At 58.8% G+C, this 15741-nt stretch carries 14 protein-coding genes; 8 read left to right on the forward strand and 6 right to left on the reverse strand.

Annotated elements, in window-relative coordinates; all coding sequences use genetic code 11:
• Window position 1: 1 nt before the first annotated feature.
• Genes VGC62_RS04330 through VGC62_RS04340 form a run of 3 tightly spaced genes read left to right on the forward strand, consistent with a single transcriptional unit; the run spans window position 2 to window position 3882 of the window.
• Complete coding sequence (locus VGC62_RS04330) at window positions 2-1027, forward strand: ABC transporter permease (protein ID WP_331185834.1); 1026 nt, start codon at window positions 2-4, stop codon at window positions 1025-1027.
• On the forward strand, window positions 1024-2814 hold the full coding sequence (locus VGC62_RS04335; RefSeq protein ID WP_331185835.1) for an ABC transporter ATP-binding protein: 1791 nt from the start codon (window positions 1024-1026) through the stop codon (window positions 2812-2814). Before VGC62_RS04330 ends, VGC62_RS04335 begins: the two co-directional genes overlap by 4 nt.
• A gap of 45 nt (window positions 2815-2859) precedes the next feature.
• Complete coding sequence (locus VGC62_RS04340) at window positions 2860-3882, forward strand: aldo/keto reductase (protein ID WP_331185836.1); 1023 nt, start codon at window positions 2860-2862, stop codon at window positions 3880-3882.
• Between the two features lie 47 nt (window positions 3883-3929).
• Here the strand turns inward: VGC62_RS04340 and VGC62_RS04345 are convergent, their stop codons facing one another.
• Window positions 3930-5153: an MFS transporter gene (locus tag VGC62_RS04345; RefSeq protein ID WP_331185837.1), complete on the reverse strand. Its 1224-nt coding sequence runs from the start codon at window positions 5151-5153 to the stop codon at window positions 3930-3932.
• Between the two features lie 364 nt (window positions 5154-5517).
• On the opposite strand from VGC62_RS04345, the gene VGC62_RS04350 reads away from it, so the two are divergent.
• The 4 genes from VGC62_RS04350 to VGC62_RS04365 all read left to right on the forward strand — a co-directional run bounded on the left by VGC62_RS04350 (window position 5518) and on the right by VGC62_RS04365 (window position 9794).
• Entirely contained in the window at window positions 5518-6510 is a 993-nt protein-coding gene (locus tag VGC62_RS04350) for an ABC transporter substrate-binding protein (RefSeq protein ID WP_331185838.1), read from the forward strand.
• The gene (locus VGC62_RS04355; RefSeq protein WP_331185839.1) at window positions 6503-8227 is read left to right on the forward strand and encodes an FAD-dependent oxidoreductase; all 1725 of its coding nucleotides are present in this window, start codon (window positions 6503-6505) and stop codon (window positions 8225-8227) included. Before VGC62_RS04350 ends, VGC62_RS04355 begins: the two co-directional genes overlap by 8 nt.
• 25 nt (window positions 8228-8252) lie before the next feature.
• Window positions 8253-8648, forward strand: coding sequence for a 2Fe-2S iron-sulfur cluster-binding protein (locus VGC62_RS04360; RefSeq protein WP_331185840.1), 396 nt, complete (start codon window positions 8253-8255; stop codon window positions 8646-8648).
• Between the two features lie 78 nt (window positions 8649-8726).
• Window positions 8727-9794, forward strand: a complete 1068-nt coding sequence (locus VGC62_RS04365; RefSeq protein WP_331185841.1) for an ABC transporter substrate-binding protein — start codon at window positions 8727-8729, stop codon at window positions 9792-9794.
• 310 nt (window positions 9795-10104) lie between these two features.
• Here VGC62_RS04365 and VGC62_RS04370 read toward each other — a convergent pair whose 3' ends face one another.
• Window positions 10105-10839 (reverse strand): SDR family oxidoreductase, encoded by a 735-nt coding sequence (locus VGC62_RS04370; protein ID WP_331185842.1) that lies wholly within the window; start codon window positions 10837-10839, stop codon window positions 10105-10107.
• Window positions 10840-10952: 113 nt separating this feature from the next.
• Between VGC62_RS04370 and VGC62_RS04375 the strand changes: the two genes are divergently transcribed.
• Window positions 10953-11315, forward strand: coding sequence for a helix-turn-helix domain-containing protein (locus tag VGC62_RS04375; RefSeq protein WP_331185843.1), 363 nt, complete (start codon window positions 10953-10955; stop codon window positions 11313-11315).
• 229 nt (window positions 11316-11544) lie between these two features.
• Here VGC62_RS04375 and VGC62_RS04380 read toward each other — a convergent pair whose 3' ends face one another.
• The 4 genes from VGC62_RS04380 to VGC62_RS04395 form a co-directional block, all read right to left on the reverse strand.
• On the reverse strand, window positions 11545-12381 hold the full coding sequence (locus VGC62_RS04380) for a CmcJ/NvfI family oxidoreductase (RefSeq protein ID WP_331185844.1): 837 nt from the start codon (window positions 12379-12381) through the stop codon (window positions 11545-11547).
• Between the two features lie 534 nt (window positions 12382-12915).
• A complete protein-coding gene (locus VGC62_RS04385; RefSeq protein ID WP_331185845.1) occupies window positions 12916-13437 on the reverse strand; it encodes a hypothetical protein in 522 nt (173 codons plus the stop codon).
• A gap of 101 nt (window positions 13438-13538) precedes the next feature.
• Window positions 13539-14174, reverse strand: a complete 636-nt coding sequence (locus VGC62_RS04390; protein WP_331185846.1) for an XRE family transcriptional regulator — start codon at window positions 14172-14174, stop codon at window positions 13539-13541.
• A 461-nt stretch (window positions 14175-14635) separates the two neighbouring features.
• Window positions 14636-15736 carry a sigma-54 dependent transcriptional regulator gene (locus tag VGC62_RS04395; RefSeq protein WP_331185847.1) on the reverse strand — a complete coding sequence of 367 codons (1101 nt, stop codon included), beginning with the start codon at window positions 15734-15736 and terminating at the stop codon, window positions 14636-14638.
• Window positions 15737-15741 lie beyond the last annotated feature (5 nt).

Below are 15741 nucleotides of genomic sequence, written 5' to 3' on the forward strand. Positions count from 1 at the left end.
AATGAGCACCCAGACTCCCCATCCTCTTTCGCCCCCCGTTAGCCGGCATCCGAGGCCCGCAGCGCTGCCAGACAGCTCCTGGCGCCGACAACTGAGCGCTGCATTGCTCGGACGTTTCGCCTCGGGTGACAAATCTTTGGTCGTTGAGGACGATGGCCTGCCACGGGATGAACGGTCGCCCAGCAGGGGCTGGCCCATTACCCGGGCGTTACTGCATTCGCCCGGTGCGGTGGCGGGCGGCAGCGTATTGCTATTGATCGTGTTGGTGGCGTTGGCGGCTGGCGTTCTCTATCCCGGCGATCCGCTGGACATGGTTGCGCAACCGCTGTTGACGCCGGGCGAAGATTGGCAATTCCCGCTGGGCACCGACGCCCTTGGGCGCGATCTGGCTGCGGGCCTGGCCCACGGCGCACGCGTGTCGTTGTTGGTCGGCGTGACAGCCGCGCTGGTCAGCGTGCTGATCGGCACCGTGGTTGGCGCGGTAGCGGGGTATTTTGGCGGTCGCATTGATCGGGCGCTGACCTGGCTGATCGAGATTTTCCAAACGACGCCTTCGTTTTTGTTGGTCGTGGTGATCGTGTCCATCACCCAATCGACCGTGACCATTATTGCGGTGGTGATCGGCCTGACATCCTGGGACACCGTTGCCCGCTTGGTCAGGGCTGAGTTTCGCGCCTTGCTCAGCGCCGATTTCGTCCTGGCCGCACGCAGTGTTGGCTACAGCACGCGCTGGATCATCTTTCGCGAAGTCCTGCCCAACGCCTTGCCACCGATCATCATCACCGCCTCGGTGATCGTCGCCTCGGCGATACTCACCGAATCCTCGCTGTCCTTCCTGGGTGTGGGCGATCCGAACAACGTCAGCTGGGGCAGCATGATCGGCACCGGCCGCGACATGTTGCGCAGCGCGCTGTACCTGACCGCGATCCCCGGCCTGACGCTGGTGATCACGGTGTTTAGCCTGAACCTGGTGGGTGACGCCTTGATCAGTGCCTTGAATCCAAGACTGCGCGGGAGAACAGCATGAACGCTGTAGCCAATATCGACGACCACAGCCAGCCGTTGCTGAGCGTTGCAGATCTGCGGGTCAGCTATGGCGACTATCAGGCGGTCAAGGGTGTCAGTTTTTCCGTCGCCAGGGGCGAAACACTGGCGCTGGTGGGCGAGTCCGGTTGCGGAAAATCGACCACGGCCATGGCCATCATGCGCTTGCTGGGCGCACAGGCCGGGATCACCGGCAAGGTGGACTTCGATGGGCTGGACCTGTCGCGCATTAGCGACCCACTGATGCGCGGCCTGCGTGGCAACGACATTTCCATGATTTTTCAGGACCCGATGACCTCGCTCAATCCGGTGCTCAGTGTGGGCGAACAGATTGGCGAGGTGCTGCGCCGACATCGAGGGCTGTCGCGCAAGGAGGCCCGAGCCGAGGCCCTCAACTTGCTGAACAAAGTCCACATTCCGAACGCGGCGGCGCGCCTGGATGATTTTCCGCACAACCTGTCTGGTGGCCAACGGCAACGCGTGATGATCGCCATTGCCGTCGCCTGCAACCCACGGCTGTTGATCGCGGACGAGCCGACCACCGCGCTGGACGTCACCGTCCAGGCGCACATCCTGCAGTTGCTCAAGGAGTTGAGCGAAGAGTACGCCATGGGTTTGCTGCTCATTACCCACGATCTTGGCGTTGTCGGCCAATGGGCCGATCGCGTGGCAGTCATGTACGACGGGCTGATCGTTGAATCGGGCACCACCGAAGCGATCTTCACCGCGCCACAGCACCCTTACACCAAAGGTCTGCTCGGGGCCTCGCTGCGGCTCGACACCGGCTCGCATTATGCCAACGCCTCGCTGCCTGAAATCAATGTACGCAAGCACGCAAACGGCAGTACTGAGTTTGAGCTGCACAGCCATCCGCGCTACCTCACCACCCGCGACGCCGACACCGGCGTGCTCGACCGGCCGATCCTTGACGTACGTCACCTGAGTACCGAGTACAAGACCAGTCAGGGGCTGGTGACGGCGGTCGATGATGTGTCGTTCCAGATCAGGCCAGGCGAAACCCTCGGGCTGGTGGGTGAGTCCGGATGCGGCAAGTCGACGCTCAGCAAAACCATTCTTGGTCTGATCAGGTCCAGTTCCGGGGAAATTCTGCTCAATGGCACCAATATCGCGGTGCTCGGTGAACGGCAACTGCGTGCCCATCGTCCCTTTGTGCAAATGGTGTTTCAAGACCCTTACGGATCGCTCAACCCTAAACACAGTGTGTATCGCATCCTCGATGGGGTGCTGAAGAACCACGGTGAAAAGAATGCGCAGACGCGCAGCCAGCACATTTTCGACATCATCCACCGCGTGGGTCTGCCGCCATCGGCGGTGTGGAAATATCCCCATGAGTTTTCCGGTGGTCAGCGTCAGCGCATCGGCGTGGCCCGGGCATTGATCCTGCGACCTTCGCTGGTGATTCTCGACGAGGCCGTGTCTTCGCTTGATGTGTCGGTGCGCGCACAGATCCTTAATTTGCTGGCTGACCTTAAGCAAGAGTTCGGCCTGTCCTATCTGTTTATTTCCCACGATCTGTCGGTGGTCAAGTACATGGCCGATCGGGTCCTGGTGATGCATGACGGCAAGATTGTCGAGGAGGGCGCCCATGATTCTATCTGGAAGAACGCCCGCCATGCTTACACCAAAAAGCTGATCGGTTCGGTGCCGGTGCCGCGCTACACGGTGTCCGACGACGAAACGGTGCCTTATTCCGATTCGGCCTGGCAGGAATTGCCGGTGGCCATGCTGCTGTCGCGTTTTGCAATTTAGCTGAGCTGTTTCCAAAAACGATGAACAACCATTGAGGGAGAAAACATGAGCGCTATCGAGTATCGAAATCTGGGCCGCAACGGTATCAAGGTTTCGCCTATTACCCTGGGCACCATGATGTTCGGCGGGCAGACCGACGACGCCGTGGCAAAGCGCATTGTCGACAAAGCCTACGAGCAAGGCATCAACTTCATCGACACGGCCAACGGTTACAACGGCGGTGCGTCCGAGGAAGTGGTCGGGCGCTTGATCGCTGACCGTCGTTCGCAATGGATTTTGTCGACCAAGTTTGTCAACCCCAACCCCGGCGCGCTGGGCCCCAATGATCGCGGTGCGTCGCGGCACAACGTCATCCAGTCCGTGGACGCCAGCCTCAAACGCTTGAACACCGATTACATCGACCTGTTCTATCTCCACCGCGAAGACCACACCACACCCGTCGAAGAAACCTTGCGTGCGTTGTCCGATGCTATTCGTGCCGGCAAGATCCGCTCTTATGGCTTGTCCAACCATCGTGGCTGGAAGCTGGCAGAGTTCAGTCGTACCGCTGATTTGCTGGGGATCGAGCGTCCTGCCGCCAGCCAGCCGCTGTACAACCTGGCCAACCGGCAGATCGAAAACGAACACCTGCCGGCCGCTGAGTATTACGGGATTGGCGTCGTGTCCTACAGCCCGTTGGCCCGTGGCGTACTCACCGCCAAGTACGATCCAGCCTTGCCGCCGTCCGAAGGCACCCGTGCCGGTCGCAACGACAAGCGCTTGCAGCAGACTGAATGGCGCCCCGAGTCGCTGAACCTGGCGCAGAGGGTCAAGGATCACGCCCAGGCGCGTGGTATCACACCGGGCCAGTTCGCTTTGGCGTGGGTGCTCAACAACCGATTGATCACCTCTGCCATCGCCGGGCCGCGCACCGAAGAGCAATGGAACGATTACGTCCCGGCCCTCAATTACGCGTTTACCGCTGAAGATGAAGCGTTCATCGACGACCTGGTCATTACCGGGCACTCCTCGACGCCAGGCTATAACGACCCAAGCCATCCATTCGCCGGACGCAAATCCCGCGTTTGACGGCCGGGCCGGCACTGATCCCTGCATCAATCAATGCCGGCACCTGCTCAGCTTTTTGCCAGATCCCAACTGCGCCATTGCGGTTGTGCCAAAAGCAGGCTGGCAATTGTGACTGCCACCAGACCCCACGAGGCAATGGTGGTGGCCACTCCCAATTGGTCGGCCATGTAGCCGCCAACCAGCGTAGCCAAGGGCTGCAGCCCGAAACCAATGATACTGAACAACCCCATCAAACGCCCACGCATCGCGGGCGGCGAGAGAATTTGCACCATGCTGGTACAGGTCACCATGGCTTGGGAGGTGGCCAGCCCGAACATAAACAGCGCAATCAGTTGCAAATAAAGCCGGTCGCTTAGCGCGCTGACCACAAGCCAGGCGCCCATCCAGATCAGGGTCAATGACAGCGTCAGGCCCATGCGTTTGATGTGGCTGATCACCGGCGACAGAAAGAACGCATACACCAGTGATCCGCCAGCCGCTGCCGCCAACAGCAAGCCGGTACGTTGTGGGTCGCCGAGGGCGACAGCAGGCAGCAACGCCAGGGTTCCCAGACCGAACATCGTCAGGACGGCGCAGCAGATGTAGATATTGCGCAAAGGCAAGGTGTTGCGAATATGAGTGATGGCGTCGCGCAGCGAGGCCTGTTCATGGGCGTGCGCACGACTCTGCTCGATTGCGTGCAACGACAACAGCGAAATGATCACTATCACGTACGACAAGCCGTTGGCCCAGAAGGCCGCAGACATGCCTACTTGCGCCACCAGATAACCCGCCAGCGTCGGCCCCAGCGTGCGGCAAACGTTGAGGATCATCGAGTTGATGCTGATCAGCTTGCGGATGCTGTCGATGCCGGCCAGATCAAACAAAAACGCTTGCTGGGTAGGGAAATACACCGAGTTGACGCAGCCCATCAGGAAGGCGAAGACATAGATATGCAGCAGTTGCACCTGCTCGCCCTGGATCATCGCCGCGATGGCGAAGGTCAGGACGATCTCCACCAGATGGCAGCCGATCAATAACTTGCGGCGGTCGTAACGGTCAGCCAGACCTCCGGTAAACATGCTCAACAGCAGAAGCGGCGCGCTGGAGCACAGCGCGCTGACGCCCAGGGCAAACGCCTGACCGCCAGATAACTGATAAACCAGCAATGCCATGGCAGTTTGCTGTAGCCAGATACCAATCATGGAGACTGCCTGGCCTGAGAGATAAGTACGGGTGGGTGCAGAGTGCAGCGGGGTAAAGTTGTTCAGCCACAGCGAAAGGGCAGACATAAAGGTGTTATATCCAGCAAATGAGCGTTATTGGAGTGCGGCAGAAAGTGCGGTGCGGTATTGCGCGCGGCGAACAGGCTGCGCAATACATATTGCGCTGTCAATTAGCGCTCGGTCATAAACTCAGAACGTAACGATCTATGTAAGCAAAATGACTTTCCATTACACTCGCCAAACCTCGTACGGGGCGCTTTATAGACAATATTTCCAGTTTCTATTCAGTTCAATGTCGTGCGACCACGTCCGCCATTAATAACGTTTTGACTGTTTCAGTGTGCCCGGCTCGTTGTGGGCTCGCTGTCATCTTTTGCTGCACCCGCTTTTTATTCAATGGGTATTCAACGGCTATTTAATGGCGAAAAACATGACGGATCTAAGTCTCTGGTATACCCGCTGCCCTACGCCGACACCGCTTGGACTTGCCGTCAAGTTGGGCTTTCTGGAATCGGCACTGGCGCAACAATCGGTGCGCATACAATCGCTGCAAAGTTCGACGGATGAGAAAGTCCGGGCCAGCCATTTCGATCATTCGCAACCCTGGTCGTTTCGTCAGGGGGGCAATATCCCGCCGATCCATGCCAGGGCAAATGGCCGTGACACGCGGCTGGTGGGCATCACCTGGATAGACGAATTCCAGGCCGTCATCACCTTGCCGTCATCGGGTGTGCGCAACGTCGCAGAACTGGTCGGCAAACGGCTCGGTCTTCCACGCCAACCTCCCGGCATTATTGATTTCCAGCGTGCGACGGCGCTCAAAGGGCTGTTGTCGACCCTTGAAGTGGCGGGCATTGCGCGTACACAGGTGCGTTTTGTCGATGTGCTGACCCAGACCCCGCAGTTGGGCGGCACCACGCCGGGCTATCCGGCCGAGCTAAAACGTCGATTGCCATATGCGGCGGAATTTACCCAACTGATCAAAGGTGAGATCGATGCGTTCTTCGTCAAAGGTGCGGAGGGCCTGAGTGTCGCTCATCAATTCGCAGCGGTGATCCTCAGTGAAACGGGCAGCCACAGCGACGCAGCCATTCGCATCAATAACGGCACACCGCGCTTGTTAACGGTGGACGGCACGTTGGCGCGTGAGCGGCCGGACCTGGTGCAATCGCTGCTGGCCAGTGTTGATGAAGCCGGTCACTGGGCGGCACAAAACCCTGATCTGACTCGACGTTTCGTTGCCCAGGAAATCGGTGTTTCCGAAGAGTCAGTGCAGGCGGCGTTCGGACCGGACCTGCACCTGAAATTCACCACCTCAATCGATGCGCCGGGCCTGGAGGCGATTAACGCGTTCAAGCATTTCTTGCTCAGCGAAGGGTTTATCGACAGCGATTTCTCCATCGAGCACTGGCTACATGTCTGATCAGTCGACGGTTTGGGATGTCATCGTCCTGGGTGGGGGCGCGGCGGGTCTGGTCGCCGCGTTTCATGCGCGTCAGGCGGGTGCCTCGGTGTTGGTGGTCAACAAGGGGCTGGTCGGTCGCAGCGGCGCGACCATTACCTCTGGCGGCGGGGTCTCGATTGCTGGCCAAAGTTTAAGGGCAATGGGCCTTGAAGCCGACGCCAGCGACACTGAAGAACGCTTCCTGCACGACACCATTGCAGCGGGCTCATGGCTCAACGATCAGCGACTGGTCGACAGCATGGTCACCGGCATCGGCGCAGAGTTGCAGCGTCTGGTCGACTGGGGCATCAAGTTCACGGTCAACAAACGCGCGCCTGGCCACAGCAGCGGGCGCGGCGTGCATATCAGCGGCGTCGACATGCAACGGGCATTGACCCGCATCGCCGTGCAGGCTGGGGTCAGTTTTCGGGAAGACTTCCAATCAACCCAGTTGCTGCGTCGTGATGGCGCGGTAATCGGTGTGCTGGGGCTCGACCGCCGAACCGGCACCGTGGACAGCATTTACGGGCACAGTACGGTGATCGCCACGGGCGGCGCCACCTCCAACTGGAGCTTGCGTACTGCGCCCGAAGAGCTGTCGGGGGAGGGCCTGCGCATGGCGGTGGAGGCGGGCGCGACCTTGATCGACATGGAAATGATGCAGTTCTTGCCCTGTTGCCTGGCGGCTCCGGCGATTTGGCGCGGGTTGCAGTTTCCGTGGATTTTGGGCCCACAAAGCGGCATTCACGCCTGGTTGATGAACCGCTTTGGCGAGCGCTTCATGGCCCGTTGGGACCCGACGAGAATGGAGTTGGCGACGCGCGACATGGTCTCCGCTGCCTGCGCCACCGAAGTCTATGAAGGCCGAGGCAGTCCCAATGGCGGTGTTTATCTGTCCTGGAAACATTTGCCTAACGACATCATCGATAACTTTCCGGCAACGTCGCGTTCCATCAGCGCCCAATGGCAATGGGAGGGCTTTGACATGACGCCGTTAGTCGAGCGCATCAAACAGGGCTACGCCATTGAGGTGGCACCTGCGGCGCATTTTTCCCTTGGCGGTGTGCGCGTTGACGCTGGCGCATCCACTGGCGTGTCCGGTCTGTTCGCTTGCGGCGAAGTCACCGGGGCCATGCACGGTGCCAATCGATTGTCTGGCAATGCAGGCGCTCAGGTGTTGGTGCAGGGGCGTGTCGCCGGTCAGGCTGCGGCGCGCGATGCGCTCGAACGGCGAGCCCGTGATCAATTGGCCGATAACCATGAAGCGGCCCTGGCGGTCACCGCCGCGCCATTCGAACGCTCGCATGGCATTGCGCCGTTCGAACTCAAGAAAAGCCTCTCGCAACTGGCCGAAAAGTCATTGGGGCCCGTACGCACGGCACAGGCGTTAGGGGAGGGGCTGGCGACCTTGACGGACTTGAAAAATAACGTACTGCCAGAGCTGGCCTGTCGGACCCGCGACCTAATGTGGAACCGCGACTGGAGTGATGCGTTGGAATGTCAGGCGGCATTCACCGTCATCGAGGCGGCGTTGCTTGGCGCGGCAGGCAGGGAATATTCCATTGGTGCCCATCAGCGTCATGACCACAAAACCGCCGCTGCCGGGGTGCTGACTCACTCGCTGATCAGTTTCAGCGCCGGGGCATTGGCACGCCACACCACGCCCGTGGCTTTCCCATTCCTGGCGCAGCCGTGAACGATTGTTCTCTTGGGAGTTTTGCATGCTGATGCACTTGACGCTGTTGCGTGACGGCGAACTTCGGCAGTTGGACATTGAGCTGCCACCGCCTGCCGGTCTGGGTTTGGGCATCGATCGCTGGGAAGGCGCCTCGGTGAGCACTGCGCTGCAATATGCACAGCGGGTATTGGAGCCGAACCTTGGCTATGCGCTTTCCTGTCGCCGTGGCCTGTGCAAGCTCTGCGCAATGCGCATCGACGGCGAAGTCAAGCTGGCCTGTACCGTGGCGCTGCATGACGGCATCCGCATTGAGCCGGCCAAACCCAAGCTGGTCCTGCACGACACCGTGGTCGAGTTGAGCCTGGTCCGAGTCAAACCGGGCAAAGCCAAGCCCGACCGAGCCAGCGCCGAGCGCGTCAGGCCCACTGGCCACGCGTAACTGACACCATCAACCACCTGACTGCCTGTCGGGCTTGCACTTTCCACTCGCCAAGCGAACCCATTCAGGAGATAGATCATGTCTGAAGCACTGCTCAAACAAACGCCACACGATTCAAGCAACGCCGCACCTGCCACGATCTGGTACACCCGTTGCCCGGTGCCCACCACCTCGGGCATCGCGCAGCACAAGCACTGGCTGCAGAACGAATTCGCTCGCCACGGCATCACGCTCGATTCGATCCGCGCGTCGCAGGACCGCGCAGTGCGCGAGTCACACTTTCGTCACAGCCTGGCCGGCAGCTTCCGCGAGGGCGGTAACGTGCCGCCGATCTGGGCTCGCGCACTGGGCCAGGACACGGTCGTGGTCGGCATCACCTGGGTCGATGAAGAACAGCAGGTGTTTGTCCGTGGCGACAGCGATATCAAGACGGTCGCCGATTTACGCGGGCGCAAGCTCGGTGTGGTGCGCAAGGCTGCCAGCGACCTGGTGGACGTTGGGCGCGCCGAAGGTCTGCGTGGGCTGCTGACAGCCTTGCAATTGGGCGGCGTACCACGCGACAGCGTCGAGTTCGTGGACATCGCCTCGCCAGAATGGGACCTCAAGGAAGTTTCCAAGACCCGCGAGGACCATCACGCCATCCCGACACTGGCGTTACTCAACGGCACTGTCGACGCCATTTTCATTAAGGGCGCGGGGAGTGCGCGCGCGTTGGCCCAAGGCTTGCGACCGATCATCAACATCAACGAACAGGAAGACCCGTTGCTGCGCCTGAGCGCAGGTTCGCCGCGCCCGATTACCGTCGACCGGCAGACCCTGATCGATTCGCCCCAGATCGTGGCGCGTTACCTGGCTGTGCTGTTGAAGACCGCCGAGTGGGCCAAGGATCATCCACATGAGGTGGTGACCACCATCGCCGCAGAAACCGGAACCGATGAAGACAGCGTGCTGCTGGCGTTCGGTAATCAGCTGCATGTGTCGTTCGAACCCAAGCTTTCAGAGGTGTACGTCGAAGGCTTGCGTCGACAAAAGGATTTCCTGCTGGCCGAAGGTTTTATCGACAAGGATTTCGACATCGACAGTTGGATCGATCCATTGCCATTGCAACAAGCATGGGCAATCAAGGATGAAATCGTGCTCCAGTGATGGCGTGAAAAAGGCACTCGCCCAGACTGTGTCGAAGCATCTGCGGCGGGTGTTTTTTATTTCATGATGACGCCAGCACCGAGTTTTGCGGGACTACGCCGACACCCGATATGGCCCAGCCGGTTGTGGCACCGGACTGGAGTTGCCCTTCGCCCACGTTGAAGCCCATAACCAGTCTTGCACCCGTGAAGGCCTGCGCGACGACCTTGGAAGAAGGCTCACCTCCCAGTTCCTCAGGGGCACGCCGCAGGCACTGGTTACATCGATGATGATCTTTCCCTTCCAGGTCGTGAGGGCCGGGCGTAGCGTGTCAGATTTGCGCCAGGCCGCCGTCGACGGCAACCTCGCTGGCGGTCATGAAGCTGCTGTCCTGCGAGGCGAGAAAGGCGGCCACCGCTCCGATCTCCGCCGGATCGGCCATGCGCTGGAGCGGATTGAGCGAGGCGAAGACCTTCATGCCTTCCTCGCCTAGCGCTTGCTTGGCGAGTTCGGTCGCAGTCGGCCCGGGCGACAGCACGTTTACCCGGATGCCGGTGCCCTTCAGGTCCTGCGCCCAGGTCCGCGCAAGGTTGCGCACTGCCGCTTTGCTCGCGCTGTAGGCGCTGAATGCCGGGGCGCCCGTCGTGCCAGCGCTTGATCCGGTCAGGATGATCGAACCGCCCTGGCTCATCAGCGGCAGTGCCTTCTGGACCGTGAAGATCAACCCCTTCACGTTGGTGTCGAAGATTTCGTCAATGTGCTCGGCGGTGATTTTGCCGAGCTCAAGCTGGCTTCCCGCCCCCGCATTGGCGAAGACGATGTCGAGGGTTCCACGCTCGGCCTTCACCGCCGCGTAGAGTCGGTCGAGGTCGGACTCATTGGAAACCGAGCCCTTTACCGCGCGGGCATTGGGCCCGAGGTCGGCCACAGCGGCGTCGAGCGCTTCTTGCCGGCGGCCAAAGATGAAGACGAAGGCGCCCTCTTCGATGAAGCGCTTTGCTGCGGCGCGGCCGATGCCGGTAGCCCCGCCGGTGATCACGGCGGTCTTTCCATTCAGCCTGGTCATGTCGTGCATCCTTCGTTGGAGTTGTACACAAGCAGGAAATTGCTTGCTTGAGGAAGAGGATGCAGCCCTGATAACCTAAGTACAAGTATGCACCTTTTGGTAAGTATCAAAAAATGACGACGTCTTCTGAAATCTGCGGTACCGGCTGCGGGCTCAATGCCACGCTGCGCATCATCTCGGGCAAGTGGAAACCGCTGGTCCTTTTTTTCCTGCGCGACAACCCGAAGCGCTACGGCGAGCTCAAGCGCTTGATCCCGGGCGTCAGCGACAAGGTGCTGATCCAGCAATTGAAGGATCTGGAAGCCGATCGCGTGCTAGCGCGGACCGACTACAAGGAAGTGCCGCCGCGTGTGGACTACGCGTTGACCCCGCTCGGTCGCAGCTTGGCCGACGCGATTGTGCCGCTGTGTACCTGGGGAACTGAGAACGCGGTGCAAATGGCAGGCATCTTCGCCAAGCGCGACGCTTTGCGTTAGCAGGATGCTCAAAAGCCACTGACACGGATAACCCGCCTGCCGCACATGACTGCCGCGATACACCTCTGTGGCCCTTGGCGAATGGAACGTCCAGCGAAGTGATGTCCTGGGTGCATATTTGATAAATAAGGAGACAGCGCATGGTTGACCCGACACTCGCCACCTGGCTAGGCGCACTGAAGTCGTTGATCTGCGCACAGGCAAACTCCCGGTCTGCACCAAAACCGTCTTAATCGGCAAAGAACACCAGCGCGCGTAATTCGATGCTACGCCGCGGCGGGGCATCGACCGGCGTGGTGGGGTCGTCAAAGGCGGTGTGCGCACCCGCCCTGGCAACGCCGTCGGTCCGCGAGTCGTAGATTTTCAGCAACAGCGCTTCTTCGGGGCGCAACTGAGGGTAGTAATACCAGCGATGATTCGGGTTGGCGCGCAGCGAAAAGGTTTCCCCTACCTTGTCGCGATACACCAAGTCGCTGGGCAGGAAATCGGCCGGATCGAGGGTGCGGGCATCACACAACGCCAGCGGTGTGGTAAAAATCGGCCCCCCGACGGGGCGCCACAGGTTGATGATCGCGAAACGTTTGAGCAGGCGCTGCTCGGCCTCTTCGGCGGGCAAGTGGTCACGCACCCGGCGTATGGCAGAACGCTCGGTCTGATCGTTATGGACATAACGTACCGGCTCGCGCAACCCGGCTGCTTCTCTGCCCGGCTGATCGATGCGAATGGTGTGATCGAAAATAACGGTTTTGACGGCGCCGGTGTGGGCGCGAATCAAAGCATCGGATTCGGCGTAATAGCGCTGTCGCACCTGCTCTTCGTCTTCCAGGTTCGACACTGAACTGGGTTGCTCAACCCGTTCGAATCCTTGCGCATCGAGGGTGGCCGGGCTTGCGAGCAAGCGGGCGTTATGAATATCGACCCGAGTCGGCTGCAAGATGCCCGTGCGTTGCGGCTGGCCTTCGGGCTGCGCGAAGGCGTAATTGATCGGCCGTATGCCGTTGTCCAGCAGGTAGTTGAGCTCGCCGATGACGGATACAGGCCCGAGATTTTGCTGATGAATACCCATGGAAAAACTCCTCCAGTCGATCCCCGTCGCTTCAGAATGATTGCCTGAAGGGGCGTAAATCCAAAGCACTGACGCCATTGATTCTGGCAACGTCTTTTGCGATTGAGGGCATGACATCGGTCCTTCAACATAGACGCGACGTTTACTTTACCGTTGGATACAGGGTCGAGATTAGACTTTTGAACGCTAAGGATATAGCTGTCGCCCCTCTCACTAAAAAAGCACACAAACAGGGGCTTGACGTAGCTTCAGTCCGCCAAACGGCAACTGACCGTAATTGTTTTGTGCTGGTTAGAACGTTTATTTCCTTCTGGTAGGTTGCTATTCCTTTAGGAAATATCTACTGCACGATTAACTTGGCTATATCGTCATATAAAGATGCTTAAACACTATAAAAGACGCTGTAGCGGATTTTACCGATGTGTTTGGACGATAAAACTCCACACAGCGCCAATTGCTGGCGCTGGGCTAACACCTTGCGCGGTTGTGTTGTGTCTCTAGAATTGGCTCAAGAATTTAGAACATTACTGTCGATTACGGAGTTTCGAACATGATGAATGCAATGCAAATGCCGATGAACACGTCCATGCCGATGATGCCAATGATGGGCATGCCAATGATGATGGCGACCATGAAGTGCGAGATGACTTCCGACGCCATGATGTGCACCATGAAACCTGCCGCAGGCATGGACATGGCGATGTTCAAGAACAACGCTGACATGATGGCGATGATGATCAATTGCGGCATGCCGATGATGATGCATTGCGGCAATATGTCGATGATGTGCATGTCCGAAGACGGCATGGCGATGATGAACATGATGTCCACCATGAACATGCCGATGATGATGCCGATGGGCATGCCCATGCCACTGATGAAGTGCATGATGGAATGCACCGTTGAAGCTGACTGCATGAAGTGCAAGATGATGCCAATGCCTGGCATGAGCATGGAAATGATGAACAATTGCTGCGCGCTGATGATGAAAATGATGAACGATTGCGCAATGCCAATGATGATGAGCTGCAACGGCATGCCCATGATGTGCTGCACTTGCTGAGCCGCCTGGCAATAAGCTAACGGGCTTGCTGCAAACCGACATACAAAAGCCCTGACGTTTCGGCGTCAGGGCTTTTTTAATTCAATTGAGCGATTCAATCCAGGCGTTCCGGGTAGGTCATCACCAGAAACGCAACCGCTTCACTGTCGGCGGGGTTGCGGTAACGATGGGGCTGGTCTGCATAAAACAGGATCGAGTCGCCGGTAGACAGCAGATAACGCTCTTGATTGACGCTGACTTCGAGGACGCCTTGGGCGACCACCAGGTTTTCTTGAATACCCGCTCCGTGGCCCTCTGAAAACTCTTCGCCCAGTGCGCTCAAGCGTATTTCGTAAAACTCCGATTGGCGCGCCATATCGTAGGGAAAGAGCGCTCGGCTAACGAAGACGCCATTGGCGCTGACCAGGCGTTTGCTCTGTTGGGCAGGTAACAATTCGACGCCTTCAAATGCCCGGTTATCGAGGAAAGCGGCGACCGAGACTTTCAGCCCCTTGGCAATTTTGCAGAGCACTTTGATCGACGGCACACTGCGCCCGGATTCAATTTGCGCCAGCATCGCCCGGCTCACACCGCATGCGCGGGCCAATGCATCCAGCGACAAGTAGCGTTTGCTGCGCAATCGCTGCAGATTTTGTGCAACACGCTGGCCTATCAAGTCATCGTCCGAGGTGTTGCACGCCTTTACGCCTGGAGCGGCTTCATCTTCATCGACCGTGTGCAAATAATTCATTGCCTCATGCCTGACGCGTTTTGCCGGACCCTGTCGTCGATTGCACGGTAAACGTCGCAAGCCCCATCCGGGATGCATACATTGCCCACATCAGCTGAGCCGTGATTCTTGCCTGGCGGCGCTTTCGGAACAGAGTGAAGTCAACGACGTTTTCAGAAGCGTGCATGAGGCAGTTCTCTATTGGCAGGATGTTCAAGTGGAACTCACCATAATCCCGGATCGCATAGTTCTATAAATACTGAGTTTTCATTTAGTAATTCCATTTTGAGCTTAGCAACCGCTATTGGATTGTGATTGCAGCCAATGCGCCTGTTCGCCGCGCAGGATCGGCCCATGGCAGTTTTTTGGGGGCGGTGAGGGCGGCTAAACGCCAAGGCAAGCATAGCCCCGGACACCCACAAGGGTGCCCAGGCTCTACGCGATGAATGGCTCGACGATGACTCCACCGAGCGACTGTGAGATCAGATAGACAGTTGCAGCACCCGCTCATCTTTTGGTGGTGTTTGCGACCTGCGCTTGTTGACCTTCAGCTCTCCCAGGTTGATCAGCAGCGTGCGCGTCACGTTGCGGCTCAATCCCAGCAAATTGGCCGTGTGTACCTGGTTGTGGTGGCAGAAACGATAGGCTGCGCGTAACAGACTGTGTTCGACCTTCTCGTGCAGATCGGTTACCTGTTCTTCAAACAACTGCTGGAATGCACGCTCCAGCAGCCCATCTGCCGACGGGTCGATTGCCGTGCTGTCGTCCTGACGCTCGATGCGTAAATTGGACATGCGCAGGTCGTCGCTCTGGATAACCCCGTCGCGGCAGATCAACAGCGTGTGGTGGATGACGTTTTCAAGCTCGCGAATATTGCCGGGCCAACTGTAGTGGGTCAGCTTATGCTCGGCTTCGGGGCTCAGCGTAACGTCTCCATAGCCGAGTCTGCGGCTGTAGGTGTCGATGAAGTAGCGCGCCAGCGGCAGGATGTCCCCGGGACGTTCCCTGAGCGGGGTGAGTTCGATGTTGACCACGTCGAGCCGGTAAAACAGGTCTTCGCGAAAGTGCCCGGCGTTGATCGCCTTTTCCAACTGCACATTGGTTGCCGCCAACACCCGCACGTTGATCGCAATGCTCTTGCGCGAGCCCAGCCGCACCACCTCTCGCTCCTGCAATACACGCAACAGCTTGACCTGTATGGGCATTGGCAGATCGCCGATTTCATCGAGAAACAGCGTCCCACCGTTGGCTTCTTCAAACCAACCGGCCTTGGCGGTCAGGGCGCCGGTGAAGGAACCTTTTTCATGACCAAACAGCTCGGCCTCCACCAGCGACTCAGAGAACGCACCGCAGTTCACGGCCACAAAGGGCTGGGTCTTGCGCGCACTCAGGTTATGGATATGACGGGCGACCAGTTCCTTTCCGGTGCCGGTTTCACCAATGATCAGCACGCTTGCTTCGCTCGGCGCAACTTGTTGCAGGTGCTGGAGCAAGGCTTTGGACTTGGGGTCTTCAAAGACTTGCGCAGTCGCCCGGATCGAGGTGGCCAGAGCGGGTGAGGGGGGTAATGTCAACAATCGCATCTCAA

Origin of the sequence: Pseudomonas sp. (assembly GCF_036404235.1) — a bacterium.
Lineage (GTDB): Bacteria > Pseudomonadota > Gammaproteobacteria > Pseudomonadales > Pseudomonadaceae > Aquipseudomonas.

Bases quoted from the DNA above. Each gene is read 5' to 3' on its own strand.
- VGC62_RS04335 (WP_331185835.1), top strand. From the start codon at position 1,024: ATGAACGCTGTAGCCAATATCGACGACCACAGCCAGCCGTTGCTGAGC.
- VGC62_RS04350 (WP_331185838.1), top strand. From the start codon at position 5,518: ATGACGGATCTAAGTCTCTGGTATACCCGCTGCCCTACGCCGACACCG.
- VGC62_RS04360 (WP_331185840.1), top strand. From the start codon at position 8,253: ATGCTGATGCACTTGACGCTGTTGCGTGACGGCGAACTTCGGCAGTTG.
- VGC62_RS04390 (WP_331185846.1), bottom strand. From the start codon at position 14,174: ATGAATTATTTGCACACGGTCGATGAAGATGAAGCCGCTCCAGGCGTA.
- VGC62_RS04395 (WP_331185847.1), bottom strand. From the start codon at position 15,736: ATGCGATTGTTGACATTACCCCCCTCACCCGCTCTGGCCACCTCGATC.
- VGC62_RS04330 (WP_331185834.1), top strand. From the start codon at position 2: ATGAGCACCCAGACTCCCCATCCTCTTTCGCCCCCCGTTAGCCGGCAT.
- VGC62_RS04380 (WP_331185844.1), bottom strand. From the start codon at position 12,381: ATGGGTATTCATCAGCAAAATCTCGGGCCTGTATCCGTCATCGGCGAG.
- VGC62_RS04340 (WP_331185836.1), top strand. From the start codon at position 2,860: ATGAGCGCTATCGAGTATCGAAATCTGGGCCGCAACGGTATCAAGGTT.
- VGC62_RS04375 (WP_331185843.1), top strand. From the start codon at position 10,953: ATGACGACGTCTTCTGAAATCTGCGGTACCGGCTGCGGGCTCAATGCC.
- VGC62_RS04345 (WP_331185837.1), bottom strand. From the start codon at position 5,153: ATGTCTGCCCTTTCGCTGTGGCTGAACAACTTTACCCCGCTGCACTCT.
- VGC62_RS04355 (WP_331185839.1), top strand. From the start codon at position 6,503: ATGTCTGATCAGTCGACGGTTTGGGATGTCATCGTCCTGGGTGGGGGC.
- VGC62_RS04365 (WP_331185841.1), top strand. From the start codon at position 8,727: ATGTCTGAAGCACTGCTCAAACAAACGCCACACGATTCAAGCAACGCC.
- VGC62_RS04370 (WP_331185842.1), bottom strand. From the start codon at position 10,839: ATGACCAGGCTGAATGGAAAGACCGCCGTGATCACCGGCGGGGCTACC.